We start from the raw sequence: 18,496 nt of genomic DNA on the forward strand, positions 1-18,496 counted from the left end.
CACAGGCGTTTTACCTCTCCGCCAGCCCGGCGGCGAGGATGTTCCTAGCGGCGTTGACGTCACGGTCGTGCACGGCATCACAGCCGGGGCACGTCCAGGCGCGAACGCCGAGGGTCATGGCGGTGTTGATCCGACCGCACGCCGAGCAGGTCTTCGTGCTCGGATGCCAGCGGTCGACGGCGATCACGGTCCGCCCGTACCAGGCGGCCTTGTACTCGATCATGCTGCGCAGTTGCGTCCACGCCGCGTCGGAGATGGCGCGGGCCAGCGAGTGGTTGCGCAGCATGTTGCGCACGCTGAGGTCTTCGATCACGACCGTTTGGTTCTCGCGGACGAGTCGAGTCGACAGCTTGTGCAGGTGATCCCGCCGCCGGTCGGCGATGCGGGCATGAATCCGGGCCACCACAAGGCGGGCCTTGGCCCGATTCGCGGAGTCCTTGCCCTTGCGGGACAGGTCGCGTTGCGCCTTGGCCAACTTGCGCCGGTCAGCGCGCTCATGACGCGGGTTGGTGATCTTCTCCCCGGTGGACAGGGTGAGCAGACTGGTGATGCCCGCGTCCATCCCCACCGCAGTGCTGAGCGGAGGAAGGGGCTCGACGGTGGGGTCGTCTACCAGCAGGGACACGAACCATCGGCCGGCCGCGTCGCGGGACACTGTGACCGTGGACGGTTGCGCGCCCGAGGGCAGGGGCCGGGACCACACGACGGTCAGCGGCGCGTCCATCTTGGCCAGGGTGAGCTGGCCGTCGCGCCAGCGGAACGCCGAGCGGGTGTATTCCGCCGACGCCCGGGACTTGCGCTTGGCCTTGAAACGCGGGTAACGCGAGCGCTTGTCCCAGAACGCGGCGAACCCGGCTTGCAGGTGCCGCAGCGTCTGCTGCAAGGGCACCGAGCTGACCTCGTTAAGGAACGCCAGCTCCTCGGTGCGCTTCCACTCGGTCAGCCACGCCGAGGACTGCACATAGGTGCTGCGTTGCCGGTCGACGGCCCACGCCCGGGTGCGGGCGTCCAAGGCGAGGTTGTAGACCTTGCGCACGCACCCGAAGGTGCGGTTGAGCTGACCGGCCTGCTCAGGGGTCGGATAGCAGCGGTACTTGTATGCCCGCTTCACCACCTTACCCATGCTTCACATTCTAGCTTTTACCTATCTGAATCTGCTCTTGAGGGGAGGGAGCGGCGTTTCCTCCTCCGCCTGAAGGCGAAGGTGTCCACGCCGCGATCGCGATGACGCTGCCCGTGCCGCACCTGGACGACCGCGCGTTCCTCGATCTGGTCACCGAGGCCCGCGAGCGGATCCGCCAGTCCTGTCCGGCCTGGACCGACCTGTCGGCGCACGACCCGGGCATGGCGCTGGTGGAGGCGTTCGCGCACCTCACCGAGGTGATGATCTACCGGCTGAACCAGTTGCCGGAGAAGGCGTACGTCTCCTTCCTGAACCTGCTCGGGGTGGCCCGGCACGCGTCCACCGCGGCCTGGGCGGACGTCCGGTTCACCCGCAGCGGCACCGACCGGGGCGCGGTGCGGATCCCGGCCGGCCTGCGGGTCGCGGCGGCTCGCGGCGCCGACCCGCGACCGGTCGTGTTCGTCACCACCGAGCCGGCGCTGCTGCCCGCCGGAGAGACCTCGATGACCGTGCGGATGCACCACTGCGAGCCGGTCGAGGCGGAGCTGCTCGGCACCGGCACCGGTCAGCCGGGCCAGGTGCTGCGAGCGGCCCGGGCCCCGCTCGCGCACACCGCCGAGCCGCTGGACCTGCTGCTCGGGGTGGAGGTGCCGGCCGGCACCGTGGAGTTGGGCGCGGCGGCGCGCGAGCACGACGGCCGCACGTTCGAGATCTGGCGGCCGGTGGACAGCTTCGCCGGGGTCGGACCGCAGGCCAAGGTGTACCTGGTCGACCGCTGCTCGGGAACGGTCACCTTCGCCCCCGCCCTGGACCTGCGGCCGCCCGCCGGGCCGGCCCACCCCGGCGAGCCCGCGCCGGCCGAACCGGCCGCGCCCGCCGATCCTCCGGCCACACTCGGTGGCCCGGCGCGGTCGCCGGTGACCGTGGCGGCGGTCCCGTCGGCCGGGCGGCAGATCCGGCTCTGGTACCGGGCCGGCGGCGGGCCGACCGGCAACGTGGCCGCCGGCACGCTGACCAGCCTGCGCGACCCACTGCCCGGGGTACGCGTCGACAACCCCGGACCAGCGGCCGGCGGCCGGGAGATGGAGGCGCTGGAGTCGGTGCTGCTGCGCGGCCCGTACGAGTTCTTCGCCCAGCAGCGTGCGGTCACCGCCCGCGACTTCGAGGTGCTGGCCACCAGCTCCGGCGCGGTGGCCCGGGCCCGGGCGTTCACCCGCGCCGCGGTGTACAGCTTCGCCCGGCCGGGCGAGGTCGAGGTGGTGCTGGTGCCGTACGTGCCGGCGGAGGCCCGGCCGGGTGGCCGGCTGCCGGTGGCGGTGCTGCGCGAGCACGAGGTGCCCGAGGCTCGGCGCCGGGTGGAGAGCGACCTGGAACAGCGGCGGATGGTCGGTATCCGGTCCCGGGCGACCTGGGCCCGGTTCAAGGCGGTCTCGGTGCGGGCCCGGGTGGTGGTCCGGCGGGAGGAGGACGTGGACGCGGTCCGCCGGCGGATCCACGACCGGCTGCACCAGACGCTGAGCCCGCTGCCCACCGCGCTCAACCCGACCGGCTGGCCGTTCGGCGAGCCGCTGCGGGCGTCCAACGTGTACCGGCTGCTGGAGCACGCCGAGCCGGGCGTGCGCTACGTCGAGTCGGTGCGGTTCGTGGTCGACGAGGCGCCCGACGCCGAGGTACGCGCCCTCGCCGTCGACCAGTACCAGCCGCGCACCTGGTACGCCGGGCGGGGCCCGGTGCTGTTCCGCTCCAGCAACGCGGGCGCGGGTTGGGAGCCGACCGGCCGCTTCGACGACGAGACGGTGCTGCGGGTGGCGCCCGCCCCGGCGCCGGCGCGCCCGGGCATCGTGCCGCGTCCCGGCTCGGTGGCCGTGGTGACCCTGCGTGCCTCCGGCGGCTCCCGGGTGCACCTGAGCACCGACCTCGGCGAGACGTGGTCACTGCTGACCGACCTGGACTCGCGGATCTCCGACGTGGCCTGGCTGGATCGCGACGGCGCGGGCGCGCTGCTGGTGGCCACCGACACCGGCCTGTACGAGGTGTCGCTGCTGCCCGGCGCGGTGCCGTTGCAGATCCTGGTCGACCCGTCCGACGCCGACCGGGGGTTCTACGCGGTCCGCGCCTTCGTCTCCGAGCGGGGCGCGCCGGGCGTGGCGGTGGCCGCGCAGGCCGGTTTCGGGGTGTACCTGTCGACGGCTGGCGGTCGACCGGGCAGCTTCGCCCACGTCGGTCTGTCCAACGTGGATAACCGGGTGCTGGCGGTGCAGTACGACGGCCCGGCCACGCTGCTGTGGAGCGGCGCCGGCGAACCGGACCCGAAGAAGCCGGGCCAGGGCTGCCACCGCACCCGGCTGTTCGAGTCCGACGTGCAGTGGCAGTCGGTGCAGGGCGGCTGGATCGGCGGCACCTGCCGGGATCTCGCGTTCGCCGGCCCGCTGGCGGTGGCGGCCACGCAGAGCGGCGGCGTGCTGCGGCTGGACACCCTGGCCGCCCAACCGCAGTGGCAACCGGTGATGGTCAACTGCGGGTTGCCGCTGCGCGACCGGACCCGGTTCGTACCGGTCGACGCCATCGCGGTGAGCGGCCACGCCGCCGGCAGCGGAACGACCGGCGCCGACAGCCGGACGGCGGAGCGGCTGATCCTGGCCGGCGGCGAGCGCGGCGTGTACCGCAGCGCCGGCGCGGTGGACTGGACCGCCAGCGCCAACCAGGCCACCGCCGACGTGGTGACCGTCCCCGACACCTGGCTGCTCTGCTCCGGCGAGCACGACATCGAGGTGGTGCGGCAGGATGCGACGCTCGGCGATTGAGCGGCTGCTGCCCGCCGCGTACCAGCGGGCCTGCGTGCCGGGCAGCGTCCTGTGGGCGCTGCTGGAGGTGATGGAGGGGCTGCACGCCCCGGACGAAGCGATCCTCGTCGAGGTGGACGCCCTGTTCGACGCGTACCGGGCACCGGACGGGCTGGTCGTGCGGCTGACCCGCTGGGTGGCGATGGACCACGTGGTGGCCTCGCCCCGCCCGGACGCGCCGCTGCCGCTGCCGGTGGGCCGGCTGCGGGACCTGGTGGCCAACGGCGCGCTGCTGGCCCGTTGGCGCGGCACCCCGTACGGCATGTGCAGGGCCCTCGAGCTGGCCACCGGGCTGCGCGGTTTCGCGATCGACGAACCAGCGGACCAGCCGTTTCACGTCGTGGTGCGGGTGCCGGCGGCCGCCGCCGACCAGCTCGCCGTCATCACCCGCATCGTCGAGGCGGAGAAGCCCGCCTCGACCACCGTCGAGATCGTCGTCGCAGAGGAGTCGTCATGACCACCGAGTGGGCGGTCGTCGCCGCCGCCGAACAGTTCACCCTCGACCCGCGCAACAGCGGCGAGCTGACCTTCACCGTCTCCAACCCGGGCAACGCGCCGGACACGGTGGTGTTCGACGTTGCGCCCGGCGACGGCTCCCAGCGGGCCTGGTTCACGGTGACCGAGCCGCAGCGGGTGGTGCCCGGGCAGGGCTCGGTCTCGTTCCTGGTCAAGCTCGCCGTCCCGGCGGGCACCCCGCCCCGGCGCTACGACATGACCGGGTTCGCGTACTCGGCGAACACCGCGCCGGAGGAGAGTTCCCGCTCCAGCGGCCGGGTCACGTACGAGGTGCGGGCGGTCGTCCCGCCCCGGCGTACCCCGTGGCCGTGGATAGCCGCCGCGGCGGCGCTGGTGCTGGTGGTGGTGACCGTGGGGGTGGTGCTGCTGACTCGCGGCGGCGGGGAGCCCGCCCCCAGCGAGCCACGGGTGGTCACCGTCGAGGCGGAGAGCCTGGTGGACGCGGCGGTGGTGGAGTCGCCGCAGGGAAGCCGGGCGGTCGTGGTGGCGCAACCGAACTGCTGCGGGGTGACCTGGTCAGAGGACAAGCAGCTGTTCTTCCAGGGGCTGGCCATCGGCGACCAGGTCACCGTGACAGTGCAGATCCCGGCGGACGGCACGTGGCGCTTCGCGGCGGTGCGCACCACCTCGTTCGACTACGCCAACACCGTCTTCGCCATCGACGGCACCCAGGTGGGCGGGGCGTTCCTCGGCTTCACGCCGACGGTGCAGAAGACGGAGTTCCTGGACGTCGGCACCATCCGGCTGACCAAGGGCCCGCACCGCGTGACCCTGGTGGTGGTGGGCAAGACGCAGGGCACCAACCGCTACTTCGCGGGCGTCGACGAGATTCGGTTCACCGAGGTCGCGCCGCCGGCCGCCGCGCGATGAGCGGCCGCCAGAAGGCTCTGCTGGGGCTGGTCGCCGTCCTTCTGGTGGCGCTGTTCGTGGTCGCGGTCGGCACGGGCCGGGACGACCGGGGTGACCCGGCGGCCCGGCACGGGCTGGTCGAGCGGCTGGGCGCGCTGGGCGGCGAGCGTTCCGCGGTGGACCCGGCCGCGGTCAGCGCCGACTGCGCCGAGCAGACCGGCCGGCTGGTCTTCTCGGGCAGTTGCGTGCTGCGGGTCGCCGACCCGGGCGGGCTGCGCACCCTGGTGCTGCGCAGCGCGCGGCCGTTCACCGTCGTCGCGCCGGCGCCGGGCGACGCGGACCTCACGATCCGCGACGAGGTCGAGCCGGCGTCGGACGGCACCGGCGCGGTGGCGAAGGTCGCCGTCGACCAGTCCACCGAGGTGGCCGTCATCTGCCCCGGCCTGGGTGGCTGCACGGTCACCGTGGCCACGTCCTGACCCGAGAGGAAGGTGCCGCCGTGGGTGACCTGCGCAAGCCGTTCCTGCTGCTGGCGATGCTCGCCATCGTCCTGGCGATCGGGGTGGAGCTGGGCGCCGGGCTGCTGCTCGGCGGTGCCGACGCCGGCGCGGCGCTGGCGGACAGCGCCGGCGCGTTGGACGTGGAGCTCGACGACGTGTCCGGGGTCAGCGAGCCGTCCGGCCGGGGCACCGGCTACCTGGCGTTGATCGACGCGGTGGCGGTCTGGAGCACCGGGCTCTTCTGCCTGGGTCTGCTGCTGCCCGAACGGGTCCAGGGCCGGGTGCAGGGTGTCGCCAGCCTGATCTTCTCGATCGTCCTGATCATCGTCGGGCTGGTCGCGCTGGTCATCGCGTTCGTGGAACTGATGATCATGGTGTCGCTGTTTCTGGCCGCGCCGTTCGGCACGCTCGCCTACCTGGCCCTGTGGGGGTTCTTTCCGGTCGGCGAGGCGGCGGTGCTGCTGGGGTTGGTGCTGCTGCTCAAGCTGGTCTGGGCCGGGCTGCTGGTGCTGGCCCAGCCGCGCTTCCTGCAGAACAAGGGCCTCGTGCTGCTGATCCTCACCACCCTGCTGTGCACGGTCGTGCTGGAGTTCCTGCACAACCTGGTGCCGGTGATCCTGGTCAGCATCGTGGACGACGTGGCGGCGCTGGTCTTCGCGGTGGTCGCCATCATCTGGGGACTGGTGCTGCTGATCGGTTCGATCCCGGCGATCGTCAAAGCGGTCCGGGTGACCGCCGCGCTGCCCGCCCGCGCCGGTGGCCGCGAGCCCCGGTGATCATGAAGTTGTTGCCGCCGCTCTCGGCGTGTCGCGGCGACAACTTCATGGTCAACAAGCGGGTGAGGCGAGGGCCGCGGCGGTGGCGCGGTCCAGTGTGCCGTCGGCGATCACCACGCGGTGCCGGCCGCGCCGGTCGGTGCCGGCCGCGATCGTGACCGGCCGCTCGAACGCGAACGCCACGCCCACGCCCGGGTACATCGCGGTCCGCACGAACCACCGGTCGCCGTCGCCGAGGCCTGTGAAGACCAGGGTGTACGCCCGGCCGTCCGGCCCGGTGCCGCACAGCGCGACCCACGGCTCGGCGGAGCCGTTGACCGCCTCCTCCCCCGTCGCCGAGGCGCTGAACACCGACGCCGGGTCGGCCGAGACCGCTCGCCAGAAGAACCCGCCGTAGCCGGCCCCGTCGGGGCGGCCGTTGGTGGCCGGACTGCCCAGCCGCACGTCCTGCCCGGGCGGGGCACTCAGCGTGTAGTCCACCTCCAGCCGCCAGGCCGACACGCCGCCGCCCGGCCCGTCGGCAGTCAGCGGCCCGTCCCCGGTCAGTGGCCCGTCCCCGGTTAGCGGCAGGTCGGCGGTCAGCGGAACGGCGGCGAGCCGGCGACGCTCGGTGAGCAGCACCGCTTTGTGCGGGTCGCGCCACTCGAGCCGGTGGGCCAGATGGTCGGCGGCCCGCTCCGACCAGCCGGTGTGCGCGATGACGCCGTGGTCGTCGCGCCACGTGTAGCCGACATCGCGCACGTAGGTGCGCCCGCCCCAGAAGTTGACGCCGTTGACGTCCTGCACCGCGAGGGAGGCGCCGAGGTGCCACACGTGGTCGGCGGGCAGCGCGTCGGTGACGACCGTGCCGCCGAGGGTGCGCACGGGATGCAGGTAGGGCCGGGGCCCGTGCCGTACGTCCAGCGCCGGGTCGAGCACGTACCGGGCCACCTCCGTACCGCCGACCAGCAGCCGCGCCGGCTCCTCGGTCGCGGTGGCCGGGCCGGATCCGGTGGCGCGGGACGGAGGCTCGGTGGTCACGGCAGCTCCGGATGGGCGGCAACCGACCGGCGGTGGGCGACGGCGTGCAGGGCGGCCACGGTGTAGCCGGCGAGGATCGGCACCGCGGCCGGGGTGACCAGGACGGCGAGCAGACCGGCCATTGCGGTCACCCCGGTGAGCGCGGCCCAGCGGGTGGGCGCATCGAGGCAGGCGCGGGCGGCGGACCGGGCCGCGGCCCGCCACCGCCCGCCCCCGTTGCCGCCCACCTCGACGACGACCAACCCGGCGTACCCCGCCAGGCCGGCCGCGACCAGCGCGGTCACCAGCCGCGCCGGCGGGCCGCCCGGAACCCGGCCGGTGGCCAGCGCCGCCAGGTCGGCGGCGAGCAGCCCGGCCACGGCGAGCGCGAGCAGGCTGACCGGTACCCCGGGCAGCACCGACCGGCGGAACCGGCGCAGGCTCGCCCGCGCCGGTGGCCAACTGCCGGTACGCGTCCAGTCGTGCACCGCCGCGCTGGCCGTGCCCGCCGCCGCGGCGGCGGTCAGCAGCGGCGCCGCCGCCAGCACCAGCAGGATGCCGACCAGCGCCAGGTCGGCGGCGTCCCGGACGACGTCGCGCCAGTCCCGCCGTCCGCCGGTGTCCGCCGGCTCAGCCCTTGATGCCACTGGTGTTGATCCCCTCGACGAGCATCCGCTGGAACGCGACGAAGAACAGGAAGACCGGTAGCAGCGACAGCACCGACATGGCGAACATCGGCCCGACCGCGCTCTGGCTGGTCGAGTCGATGAACAGGGTCAGCGCGACCGGCACCGTGTAGTCCTCCAGTTGAGATAGGAAAACCAACTGGCGGAAGAAGTCGTTCCAGGTCCAGATGAACGAGAAGATCGCGGTGGTGACCAACGCGGGGCGGCTCAGCGGCAGGATGATGTGCCGGAAGATGCCGAACGGGCCGGCGCCGTCGATCCGGGCCGCCTCGTCCAGCTCGCGCGGGACGCCCCGCATGAACTGCACCATGAGGAAGACGAAGAACGCCTCGGTGGCCAGGAACTGCGGGATGAGCAGCGGCAGGTACGGCCAGTCCCCACCGACGAGCCCGAGGGTCCGGAACAGGATGTACTGCGGCACGATCAGCACGTGTTGGGGCAGCAGCAGCGTGCCGATCATGACGGCGAACCACATGCCCCGCAGCCGGAACCGCAGCCGGGCGAAGGCGTACGCGGCCAGCAGGCAGGACAGCCCGTTGCCGACGACGGTGAGCAGGCTGACCATCGCGCTGTTGAGGAAGAACCGGCCGAAGCTGACGTCGAAGTTGGACCACCCGGCGGTGTAGTTGCCCGGGGTGAACCGCTCCGGCAGCAGCCCGACGTTGTTGACGATTTCCTCCTGGGACTTCACCGACGTGCCCACCATCCAGATCAGCGGGTAGAGCACCACGGCGACGATCGCCACCAGGATCAGCAGTCGCAGCACCGGTCGTCCGCCGGGGCGCCGTCGGACGACGGGCGCCGGTCCGGTCGGTACGCCGGCCGTCGGGGTCACCGCCACCATCACCGGTCCTCCCCGTCGGAGTAGTGCACCCAGAACCGCCCGGTGCTGAAGAAGATCGCGGTGATCACCGCGATGGCGAGCAGGAAGACCCAGGCCATCGCCGAGGCGTAGCCCATCTCGAGGTCGGTGAAGCCGGTGATGTAGAGGTTCAGCGTGTACATGAGGGTGGAGTCGACCGGGCCGCCGGTGCCGTTGCTGAGCACGAACGCGGCGGTGAAGCCCTGGAACCCGTTGATCGTCTCCAGCACCAGGTTGAAGAAGATCACCGGGGAGAGCATCGGCAGGGTGACGTTGCGGAACTGCCGGAACCGGCCGGCCCCGTCGACCGAGGCGGCCTCGTACAGCTCGGTGGGCACCTGCTTCAGCCCGGCCAGGAAGATCACCATCGGCGCGCCGAACTGCCAGATCGCCAGCACCATCAGCGTCTCCAGGGCCCAGTCCGGGTCGTTGACCCAGGGCTTGCCCTGGATGCCGACGAGGCTGAGCAGCGAGTTGAACGCGCCGTCGCGGTTGAACATGTTGACCCAGACGATGGCTAGGGCGACGCTGCCGCCGAGCAGCGACGGCAGGTAGAACAGCCCGCGGAACAGGCCGACCCCACGCCAGGCGCGGTTGAGCAGCAGCGCCACGCCGAGCGCCGCAGCGAGTTTCAGGGGTACGGCGATCAGCGCGAAGGTGAGGGTGACCCGCACCGAATGCCAGTACGACGGGTCGGCGGTGAACATCCGCTCGTAGTTGGCCAGCCCCACCCACTGCGCCTCGGAGAATGGGGTGAGGATGTCGTAGTTGGTGAAGCTCAGGTAGAGCGACAGCAGCATGGGGATCGCCGTGACACCCATCAGGCCGATGAGCCACGGCGACAGGAAGACGTACCCCGCCAGACCTTCGCTGTGCCGGACGCGTCCGGGCCCGCGCCGGTCGGCGCGGACCCGGACGGAGCCGGGATCAGGTCGGGTGGGGTCGGGTGCCGTGGTCAACGCCACGAACAGCTCCTCTCCTCGCCTGGTGGGCGGTCAGGCGATGGCGGCCTTGCACGCCTCGACGAACTGGGTGGCGGCCTCGGCGGTGGTGGCCCGGCCGTACTGGGCGTTCTCCGCGGCCTTGATCAGCTCGGACTTGACCTTGCTGTGCCCCTTGATCGGCACCTGCGGCGACTCGCCGAACTTCTGGGTCAGCTCCGCCTCGACGGCGATCGACTGCTTCATGGCCGGGTCAGTGGTGTCGTCGCTGACCGCCCGCCGCAGGTCCAGGTTGGACGGCAGGCCACGGTCGGTGCCGAGCAGCTTGACCGCCTCCTGGTCGTTGTTCAGGAAGTTGATCACGTCGACCGCGACGTCCTTGTTCTTGCTGCCCTTGAACACCGACCAGTACATCGAGGCCCGGGCCCACTGCGCGCTGGGGTCACCGGGGTAGGCGATCACGCCCAGCTCGTCCTTGGTGTTCTTCTTCAGGTCCGGCATCTGGTTGGCCCAGACCCAGGAGGTCGCCGACTTGCCGGTGACCACCAGTTGCTTGGTGACGTCACTGGAGTTGCCCTCGTGGATGACGTCGGCGGTCGGGGTGGCCTTGCGGTCGCGGGCACCCTTCCACAGGTCGAACCACCTGGTCACGTCCTCGGCGGTGAAGCCCAACTCCTTGGCCTTGTAGAGGTCCTTGCCCTGCTGGCGCAGCCACACCCAGAACGCCTTGTAGTCGGCGCTCGGGTCCTGCGTGCCGGGCACGCCGGTCTTCTTGGTCACCTGCTCGGCCCAGGCGATGTGCTGCTCCCAGGTCATCCCGGTGGTCGGCTCGGGCAGGTTGTGCTTGGCCAGCAGCGTCTTGTTGTAGACCAGGCCCTGGGTGTTCTCCCCGGCGGCCAGGCCGGCGAGCTTGCCGTCGACCACGCCGTACTGCCAGAGGCTCTTGGGGAACTTGGAAGTGTCCACCTTGCCGGACTCCTGGTAGGAGGTCAGGTCGAGCGTGGTGCTGCGGGCCGCGTACTCGGCCAGGTAGTTGTCGTCGATCTGGAACAGGTCGGGCGGGTTGCCACCGGCGGTGAGCGTCGCCAGCTTGTCGAAGTAGCCCTGGTTGGCCTGCCAGGTCTTCTCGAACGTCACGTTCGGGTGCTTCTTGGTGTACAGCGCCAAGGCGTCCTCGGCGAGCTTGGCTCGGGCGTCACCGCCCCACCAGAAAATGGAGAGCTTGACCGGAGCGTTCGGATCGGTGGCGGTGTCATCGTCTCCGCCGCAGGCCGCGGCGCCGAACAGCAGCGGCGCGGCGACCGCCGCGGCGAGCACGCCGCGCAGCAGCCGCCGCCTGGGCAGGGGGGTACGGTGGGTGCGCCCGACGGGCGCGCTGGCGGTGGGGGGCGTTGCGGGGTGCATGTGCGCTCACTCCTCGGCATTAGGAGGCGACGGCGTCACCGGTGGCCGTGGTCGGGATGCCCGGGCCCGCAGGGCAATGCGGGTCCGGGCTCAGCGGCGCGGCCAGGGGACGTGCCGGTCGGGCCCGCGGGCCCGGGCCGGTCGAGTCGCGGATGACCAGGTCGGTCTGGAGCATTACCTGTGCGGTGGTACGACGGACGCCGATCGCCGTGCCGGCACCGAGCCCCCGCGTACCGCGCGGTGACTCGGTGTCCTGTTGCAGCAGCATGTCGACGGCCGTCCGGCCGGCGGCCGCGGTGGGTGTGGCCACCGTCGTCAGTTTGGGGCGGGTGAGCCGGCTCAGGGCGATGTCGTCGACCCCGACGACGCTCACCTCCTGCGGCACCCGGACCCCGAGCGCGTCCAGCCCCTCGATGAGGCCGATCGCCATCAGGTCGTTGTAGGCCAGCACGGCGGAGACGCCGCTGCGCCGCACCTGCTCGGCGACCGCGGACCCACCGGTCTCGGTGGGCGCGTTCGGGCCGAGCAGGGTCAGCTCCGCGCCGCCGGCCCGGGCGGCCGTAGCGGCGGCCCGGCGCATCTCCCGGTTGGTCCACGAGCTGCGTGGGCCGCCGAGCAGCGCGATGCGGGTGTGGCCCAGGCCGATCAGGTGGTCGATCGCCGCCCTGGCGCCCTGCCCGACATCCATCAGCACACAGGGCAGGCCGGTGACCTGGCGGTTCACCACCACCAGCGGCACCTCGCGGCTGAGCTGCTCGATCAGGCTGTTGCTCATCCGCGGGCTGCACAGCAGCACCCCGTCCACCTGCTTGGCCAGGGCGTGGACCAGCTCCTCCTCGGCGGTCGGGTCCTCATTGGTGTCGGCCACGAAGACGTGGTAGTCGCGGTGCCGGGCCTGACTCTCCGCCGCCTTGATCAGCGGCGGGAAGAACGGGTTCGCGATGTCCGCGATGATCAGCCCGATGTTGTGCGTCCGCCCGGTGATCAGGGCCCGGGCGGCCCGGTTCGGCCGGTAGCCCAGATCCTCCGCGCAGGCCAGCACCCGGACCCGGGTCTCCGGGTTGACCAGGTGCGGGGCGGAGAAGGTGCGGGACACGGTGGAGATGTGCACCCCGGAGGCGCGGGCGACGTCCCGGATGGTGACTGGCACGGCGGCCCCTTCGTCCGATGTGGCGGCGGTCACGTGGGTGTGGCCAATTAATGCAAACGGTTGCTCCACTGTCAACGACGCCTGATTACGGTTCTGTTGCGCCAGAACTCCTATTGGCGACTTCCAGGCCCGCAAACACTGACATTTACCGCCGATTGTGCCGCCCTCGTTGACGCGATCGAATCGAGCGTGATTACTTCACTGCAAACCTTTGCAGGATCACCGGGGAGGCGACCTCATGTCACCCAGAGCCGACGGTCGGGTCCGGCACGCCGTCGTGGGCACCGGAGCGCGGGCGGAGATGTTCGTCCGGGCCCTGGTGCTCGACCACGCCGACACCACCGAGCTGGTCGCCTTCACCGACGTCAATCAGGCCCGGATGGACGCACACAACCGCTGGCTCACCGAGCTGGGCCACCACCCGGTGCCGACCTACGCGGCCGGCGACTTCGGGGCCATGCTGGACAAGGAGCGGGTCGACGTCGTCCTGGTCACCAGCGTGGACGTCACCCATGACGAGTACGTGGTGGCCGCGCTGCGCGCCGGGCGCGAGGTCCTCACCGAGAAGCCGATGACCGTGGACGCGCCGCGCTGCCGGCGGATCCTGGACGCCGTGGCGGAGACCGGCGGCCGGGTGACGGTCGCCTTCAACTACCGCTACAACCCGCTGCACGAACAGGTCCGCCGGCTGCTCGCCGACGGCGCGGTGGGCGAGATCGGCTCGGTGCACTTCGAGTGGCTGCTCGACGTGCGGCACGGCGCCGACTACTTCCGCCGCTGGCACCGGGACAAGGCCGTCTCCGGCGGGCTGATGGTGCACAAGGCCAGCCACCACTTCGACCTGGTCAACTGGTGGCTGGACGCCACCCCGGTCGAGGTGTACGCCGCCGGGCGCCTGTTCTTCTACGGTGACACCGGCCGCCGGCACGGCTACGCCCGCGACTACGACCGGGCGCACGGCTCCCCCGCCGCCGCGGACGACCCGTTCGCGCTGCGGCTGGACGCGCACCCTCGGCTGCGCGAGCTGTACCTCGACGCCGAGGCCGAGGACGGCTACCAGCGCGACCGCAACGTGTTCGCCGCCGGGGTGAGCATCGAGGACGACATGGCGGTGCTCGCCCGCTACTCCACCGGCGCCACGATGACCTACCACCTCACCGCGTACGCCCCCTGGGAGGGCTACCGGGTGATGGTCAACGGCAGCCGGGGCCGGCTGGAGCTGGAGGTCACCGAGAATGACTTCGTCGACCGGGGCACCGCCGGCGCGGTCAAGGGCGCCGCGCTGCACGGCACCGAGGCGCCGGCCGAGGGCGGTGGCGCGACGCTCACCCTGCGCCCGTTCTGGGCGCCGCCCCGGCAGATCCCCGTCGAGGGCCGCACCCGGCACGGGCACGGTGGCGCGGACGCCCGGATGACCGGGGTGCTCTTCGGTGGCCACCCCGACCCACTGGACCGCGCCGCGACCGCCGACGACGGCGCCCTGGCCCTGCTCACCGGCCTGGCCGCGAACCGGTCCTTCGAGACCGGTCAACCGGTCCGGGTCGCCGACCTGCTCACCACCCGCTGACCCACCGACGAGGAGCCCATCCCCGTGCCCACGTTCGACAACACCGACCTGCTCCTGCCGCCCGAGCCCGGCCAGCGCGCGCTGGCCCGGGAGCTGTACGCGCTGGCCGCGGAGCAACCCATCATCTCGCCGCACGGGCACGTCGACCCGGCCCTGCTCGCCGAGGACCGACCGTTTCCCGACCCGGCGCAGTTGCTCATCGTGCCCGACCACTACCTGACCCGGATGCTGCTCAGCCAGGGCGTACCCCCGGCGGACCTGGGCGTGCCGACCCGCGACGGCAGCCCGGTGGAGACCGACGGCCGGGTCATCTGGCGGCGCTTCGCCGCGCACTGGCACCTGTTTCGGGGCACCCCGTCGCGACTGTGGCTGGAGCAGACCTTCCGCACCGTGTTCGGGGTGCACACCCCGCTCGGCCCGGCCACCGCCGACACCCTCTACGACGAGCTGGCCGCCCGGCTCGCCGAGCCGGACTTCCGGCCCCGAGCGCTGTTCGAGCGGTTCGGCATCGAGGTGCTGGCCACCACCGAGTCGCCGCTGGACGACCTCGGCCAGCACGCCAAGCTCGCCGCCGACGGCTGGGGTGGGCCGGGCGGCCGGGTGGTCACCACTTTCCGGCCCGACGACGTGGTGGACATGGAGTTCGAGGGCTGGTCGACCAACGTCGAGCGGTTGGGCGAGCTGGCCGGGGAGAACACCGGCACGTACGACGGCTACCTGGCCGCGCTGCGGGCACGCCGGGTCGCGTTCATCGCCGCCGGAGCGACCTCCTCCGACCACGGCCACCCCACCGCGCGCACCCTGGACCTGGCACCGCAGGAGGCCGCGCGGCTGTACGACCGGGGCCGGCGCGGCGAGGCCGACCCGGCCGACGCGGAGGCGTTCCGGGCGCACATGCTGGTGGAGTTCGCCCGGATGTCGCTCGACGACGGCCTGGTCATGCAGCTGCATCCGGGAGCGGTGCGCAACCACAACCGCTGGCTGCACGCCCGGCACGGTCGCGACGTCGGCGGGGACGTCCCGCAGGCCACCGAGTACGTGCACGCGCTCGCCCCGCTGCTGGAGCGCTACGGCAACGACCCCCGGCTGCGGGTCGTGCTCTACACCCTCGACGAGGACGCCTTCACCCGCGAGCTGGCACCTCTGGCCGGCGGCTACGCCGCGCTGCTGCTCGGCGCACCCTGGTGGTTCCTGGACTCCCCCGAGGTGCTGCGCCGGTTCCGGGAGACGGTCACCGAGACCGCCGGGTTCTACAACACCACCGGGTTCGTCGACGACACCCGGGCGTTCTGCTCCATCCCGGTCCGCCACGACGTGGCCCGCCGGGTGGACGCCGGCTTCCTGGCCCGGCTCGTCGCCGAGCACCGGCTGCCGATGGACGAGGCGGCCGAGACCATCGTCGACCTGGCGTACCGGCTGCCGAAGCAGGTCTTCAACTTCGGGGGGCAGAACCAGTGAGCGTCACCATCACCTCCGTCGAGGTGCACGACGTGCGGTTCCCGACCGCCGCGCGGGGCGACGGCTCCGACGCGATCAACCGGGGCGACTACTCGGCGACCTACGTGGAGCTGGGCACCGACGCCGGGCCGACCGGCGCCGGTTTCACCTTCACCAACGGCCGGGGCAACGAGATCACCTGCGCGGCCGTCCACGCGCTGGCCCACCACGTTCGGGGGCGGACAGTCGAGGAGATCGTCGCCGAGCCAGTGGCGTTCTGGCGTTCGCTCAGCGCTGATGTGCAACTGCGCTGGCTGGGCCCGGAGAAGGGCGTCATCCACATGGCGACCGGCGCGCTGGTCAACGCGGTGTGGGACCTGCGGGCCACGCTGGCCGGCAAGCCGATGTGGCGGTTCCTCGCCGAGCTGCCCACCGATGAGCTGGTCGCCAGCGTCGACTTCCGGCACATCACCGACGCGCTCACCCCGGACGAGGCCGCCGCGATCCTCAACAAGGGACGCGACGGGCTCACCGACCGTCTGGCCACGCTGGAACGCGACGGTTTTCCTTCGTACACCACATCGGTCGGCTGGCTGGGCTACCCGGACGACAAGGTGCGGGCGCTGACCCGGCGGGCGTACGACGACGGCTGGCGGGCGATGAAGATGAAGGTCGGCGGCCCACTCGTCGACGACCTGCGCCGGGCCCGGATCATCCGGGCCGAGATCGGCCCCGACGCGCTGCTGATGATGGACGCCAACCAGGTGTGGGACGTCGACGAGGCGATCACGGCGATGACCGCGCTGGCCGAGGTGGACCCGTACTGGATCGAGGAGCCGACGCACGCCGACGACATCCTCGGCCACGCCCGGATCGCCCGCGCGGTCGGCGAGCTGACCGATGGCCGGTGCCGGGTGGCCACCGGTGAGGTGGCCGCCAACCGGGTGATCTTCAAGCAGCTGCTCCAGGCTGAGGCGATCGGCGTGATGCAGATCGACGCGTGCCGGGTCGGCGGGGTCAACGAGGTGCTCGCGGAGCTGCTGCTGGCGGCGAAGTTCGGGGTGCCGGTCTGCCCGCACGCCGGCGGCGTCGGCCTCTGCGAGTACGTCCAGCACCTGGCGATCTTCGACTACCTGCGGGTGGGCACCGGCCTGGACGGGCGGATGATCGAGTACGTCGACCATCTGCACGAGCACTTCGTCGACCCGGTACGCACCCGTGGTGGCCGCTACCTGCTGCCCGAGCGGCCCGGCTACAGCGCCACCATGAAGCCGGAGTCGATCGCCGAGTTCCGCTTCCCGGACGGCCCGGTGTGGCGGTGACCGTCGGCGCCTCCCGGCTCGGCCTGGGCGTGCTACGCCGGCTGCCCGCCGCGGCCCGACCGCTGGTGCGGCCGGGCACCGTGCCGGCCGGTGTGGTGCACCTCGGGCTCGGCGCGTTCCACCGGGCGCACCAGGCGGTCTACACCGAGGCCGCGATCGGCGCGGCCGGTGGCGACTGGGGCATCGTGGCGGTCGCCCCGCGCAGCACCGCCCTGGTCGAGGCGCTCGCCGCGCAGGACAACCTGTTCAGCGTCAGCACCCTCTCCGCCGCCGGCAGCGCCACCCGTGTGGTGGGCGCGCTGAGCGGGGTACGGCACGCGCCCAGCGACCCGTACGCCGTGGTGGCGCTGCTCGCCGACCCGGCGGTGCGGGTGGTGACGCTGACCGTCACGGAGAAGGCGTACCAACTCGACCCGGTGACCGGCCAGTTGTGCCCGGACTCGGCGCTCGCCGCGGACCTGGCCGGCGGCCGTCCTCCGACCACCGTGCCGGGTCTGCTGCTGCGCGGGCTGGCCGCGCGGGCCGCCGCGGACGCCGGGCCGGTGGCGCTGGTCAGCTGCGACAACCTCCCGGCGAACGGCCGGCGGCTGCGTGGCCTCGTCGACCAGGCGGTCGGCCGTGCCGCCGGGGTGCCCACCGGGCTGGTCGACTGGGTGGCCGGCAATGTCACCTGCCCGGGCACCATGGTGGACCGGATCGTGCCGGCCAGCACCCCGGAGACGATCGACGCGGCCCGGCGGGCGCTCGGCGTGACCGACCTGGCCGCGGTGGCCGCCGAGCCGTACGCGCAGTGGGTGATCGAGGACGACTTCCCGGGCGGCCGGCCGGGCTGGGAGCACGCCGGTGCGGTGCTCACCGGCGACGCCGGCCCGTGGGAGCGGTTGAAGCTGCGCACCCTCAACGGCGTGCACTCGGCCGTGGCGTACCTGGGTGCGCTGGCCGGTCGCGAGACGGTCGCCGACGCGTTGGAGATACCGCACCTGGCCGACGTGCTGCGCCGGCTGATCGCCGAGGACGTGGCGGTCAGCTTCACCCCGCCGGACGGCGTCCGGGTGGTCGACTACGGCGAGCAGGTCCTGGCCCGGTTCGGCAACCCGGCGATCCGGCACCGCACCCTTCAGGTGGCGACGGACGGCTCGCAGAAGCTGCCGCAGCGGGTCCTGCACACCATCGCCGACCTGCGCGCGGCCGGGCGATCCGCGCGCTGGGCGGCGCTGGTGGTGGCCGCCTGGTTGCGGTTCGCGCTGGGCCACGCCGACGACGGTCGGGCACTACCGTTCCAGGATCCCCTCGCCGGGCCGATCCGGGCCGCGCTGGACGCCGGCGCGCAGAACCCGGCCGGCGCGGTCGACGCGGTCTTCGCGCTGCGCGAGGTGATTCCGGTCGAGGTGGCCGAGGACGAGGAGGTTCGCGCCGACGTGATCGCCTGGATGACCGCGCTGGAGCGACACGGCGTCGAGGCGACACTGGCCGGTGCCCGGTGAACGGGCCGACGCTGGCCGGTGCCCGGTGAACGGGGCG

General features: G+C 72.5%; 16 protein-coding genes. 9 read left to right on the forward strand and 7 right to left on the reverse strand.

The window, feature by feature from the left end; translation table 11 throughout:
- Positions 1-10: 10 nt before the first annotated feature.
- Complete coding sequence (locus BUS84_RS09145; protein WP_074310507.1) at positions 11-1,123, reverse strand: RNA-guided endonuclease InsQ/TnpB family protein; 1,113 nt, start codon at positions 1,121-1,123, stop codon at positions 11-13.
- 101 nt (positions 1,124-1,224) lie between these two features.
- Between BUS84_RS09145 and BUS84_RS09150 the strand changes: the two genes are divergently transcribed.
- The 5 genes from BUS84_RS09150 to BUS84_RS09170 are packed head-to-tail and all read left to right on the forward strand — an operon-like array spanning position 1,225 to position 6,607.
- Complete coding sequence (locus BUS84_RS09150) at positions 1,225-3,927, forward strand: putative baseplate assembly protein (RefSeq protein WP_074310509.1); 2,703 nt, start codon at positions 1,225-1,227, stop codon at positions 3,925-3,927.
- On the forward strand, positions 3,908-4,423 hold the full coding sequence (locus BUS84_RS09155) for a phage tail protein (protein ID WP_074310511.1): 516 nt from the start codon (positions 3,908-3,910) through the stop codon (positions 4,421-4,423). The genes BUS84_RS09150 and BUS84_RS09155 overlap by 20 nt, the downstream gene beginning before the upstream one ends.
- On the forward strand, positions 4,420-5,352 hold the full coding sequence (locus BUS84_RS09160) for a carbohydrate-binding protein (protein WP_074310513.1): 933 nt from the start codon (positions 4,420-4,422) through the stop codon (positions 5,350-5,352). Before BUS84_RS09155 ends, BUS84_RS09160 begins: the two co-directional genes overlap by 4 nt.
- Positions 5,349-5,810 carry a hypothetical protein gene (locus BUS84_RS09165; RefSeq protein ID WP_074310515.1) on the forward strand — a complete coding sequence of 154 codons (462 nt, stop codon included), beginning with the start codon at positions 5,349-5,351 and terminating at the stop codon, positions 5,808-5,810. Before BUS84_RS09160 ends, BUS84_RS09165 begins: the two co-directional genes overlap by 4 nt.
- Before the next feature lie 20 nt (positions 5,811-5,830).
- On the forward strand, positions 5,831-6,607 hold the full coding sequence (locus BUS84_RS09170; protein WP_074310517.1) for a hypothetical protein: 777 nt from the start codon (positions 5,831-5,833) through the stop codon (positions 6,605-6,607).
- Between the two features lie 51 nt (positions 6,608-6,658).
- On the opposite strand, the gene BUS84_RS09175 is transcribed toward BUS84_RS09170, so the two are convergent.
- The 6 genes from BUS84_RS09175 to BUS84_RS09200 are packed head-to-tail and all read right to left on the reverse strand — an operon-like array spanning position 6,659 to position 12,649.
- Positions 6,659-7,627 carry a DUF6807 domain-containing protein gene (locus tag BUS84_RS09175; protein WP_084757299.1) on the reverse strand — a complete coding sequence of 323 codons (969 nt, stop codon included), beginning with the start codon at positions 7,625-7,627 and terminating at the stop codon, positions 6,659-6,661.
- Positions 7,624-8,253 (reverse strand): hypothetical protein, encoded by a 630-nt coding sequence (locus BUS84_RS09180; RefSeq protein ID WP_074310519.1) that lies wholly within the window; start codon positions 8,251-8,253, stop codon positions 7,624-7,626. The genes BUS84_RS09175 and BUS84_RS09180 overlap by 4 nt, the downstream gene beginning before the upstream one ends.
- A complete protein-coding gene (locus BUS84_RS09185; RefSeq protein WP_074310521.1) occupies positions 8,237-9,136 on the reverse strand; it encodes a carbohydrate ABC transporter permease in 900 nt (299 codons plus the stop codon). The genes BUS84_RS09180 and BUS84_RS09185 overlap by 17 nt, the downstream gene beginning before the upstream one ends.
- Entirely contained in the window at positions 9,136-10,119 is a 984-nt protein-coding gene (locus BUS84_RS09190) for a carbohydrate ABC transporter permease (protein WP_074310523.1), read from the reverse strand. Before BUS84_RS09190 ends, BUS84_RS09185 begins: the two co-directional genes overlap by 1 nt.
- A gap of 30 nt (positions 10,120-10,149) precedes the next feature.
- Positions 10,150-11,499 carry an ABC transporter substrate-binding protein gene (locus BUS84_RS09195; protein ID WP_074310525.1) on the reverse strand — a complete coding sequence of 450 codons (1,350 nt, stop codon included), beginning with the start codon at positions 11,497-11,499 and terminating at the stop codon, positions 10,150-10,152.
- A 19-nt stretch (positions 11,500-11,518) separates the two neighbouring features.
- Positions 11,519-12,649: a LacI family DNA-binding transcriptional regulator gene (locus BUS84_RS09200; protein WP_074312372.1), complete on the reverse strand. Its 1,131-nt coding sequence runs from the start codon at positions 12,647-12,649 to the stop codon at positions 11,519-11,521.
- Between the two features lie 238 nt (positions 12,650-12,887).
- Between BUS84_RS09200 and BUS84_RS09205 the strand changes: the two genes are divergently transcribed.
- The 4 genes from BUS84_RS09205 to BUS84_RS09220 are packed head-to-tail and all read left to right on the forward strand — an operon-like array spanning position 12,888 to position 18,459.
- On the forward strand, positions 12,888-14,216 hold the full coding sequence (locus BUS84_RS09205) for a Gfo/Idh/MocA family protein (RefSeq protein WP_074310527.1): 1,329 nt from the start codon (positions 12,888-12,890) through the stop codon (positions 14,214-14,216).
- A gap of 24 nt (positions 14,217-14,240) precedes the next feature.
- On the forward strand, positions 14,241-15,674 hold the full coding sequence (gene uxaC, locus BUS84_RS09210) for a glucuronate isomerase (protein WP_074310529.1): 1,434 nt from the start codon (positions 14,241-14,243) through the stop codon (positions 15,672-15,674).
- Complete coding sequence (locus BUS84_RS09215; protein ID WP_074310531.1) at positions 15,671-16,975, forward strand: enolase C-terminal domain-like protein; 1,305 nt, start codon at positions 15,671-15,673, stop codon at positions 16,973-16,975. The genes uxaC and BUS84_RS09215 overlap by 4 nt, the downstream gene beginning before the upstream one ends.
- On the forward strand, positions 16,966-18,459 hold the full coding sequence (locus BUS84_RS09220) for a mannitol dehydrogenase family protein (protein WP_074310533.1): 1,494 nt from the start codon (positions 16,966-16,968) through the stop codon (positions 18,457-18,459). The genes BUS84_RS09215 and BUS84_RS09220 overlap by 10 nt, the downstream gene beginning before the upstream one ends.
- Positions 18,460-18,496 lie beyond the last annotated feature (37 nt).

Origin of the sequence: Micromonospora cremea (genome assembly GCF_900143515.1) — a bacterium.
In the GTDB taxonomy this organism is placed as follows: domain Bacteria; phylum Actinomycetota; class Actinomycetes; order Mycobacteriales; family Micromonosporaceae; genus Micromonospora; species Micromonospora cremea.

What these genes read in the sequence shown, in the direction of transcription:
- BUS84_RS09160 (WP_074310513.1), top strand. Translation starts at nt 4,420, where the DNA reads ATGACCACCGAGTGGGCGGTCGTCGCCGCCGCCGAACAGTTCACCCTC.
- BUS84_RS09165 (WP_074310515.1), top strand. Translation starts at nt 5,349, where the DNA reads ATGAGCGGCCGCCAGAAGGCTCTGCTGGGGCTGGTCGCCGTCCTTCTG.
- BUS84_RS09150 (WP_074310509.1), top strand. Translation starts at nt 1,225, where the DNA reads ATGACGCTGCCCGTGCCGCACCTGGACGACCGCGCGTTCCTCGATCTG.
- BUS84_RS09155 (WP_074310511.1), top strand. Translation starts at nt 3,908, where the DNA reads ATGCGACGCTCGGCGATTGAGCGGCTGCTGCCCGCCGCGTACCAGCGG.
- BUS84_RS09195 (WP_074310525.1), bottom strand. Translation starts at nt 11,499, where the DNA reads ATGCACCCCGCAACGCCCCCCACCGCCAGCGCGCCCGTCGGGCGCACC.
- BUS84_RS09145 (WP_074310507.1), bottom strand. Translation starts at nt 1,123, where the DNA reads ATGGGTAAGGTGGTGAAGCGGGCATACAAGTACCGCTGCTATCCGACC.
- BUS84_RS09205 (WP_074310527.1), top strand. Translation starts at nt 12,888, where the DNA reads ATGTCACCCAGAGCCGACGGTCGGGTCCGGCACGCCGTCGTGGGCACC.
- BUS84_RS09185 (WP_074310521.1), bottom strand. Translation starts at nt 9,136, where the DNA reads ATGGTGGCGGTGACCCCGACGGCCGGCGTACCGACCGGACCGGCGCCC.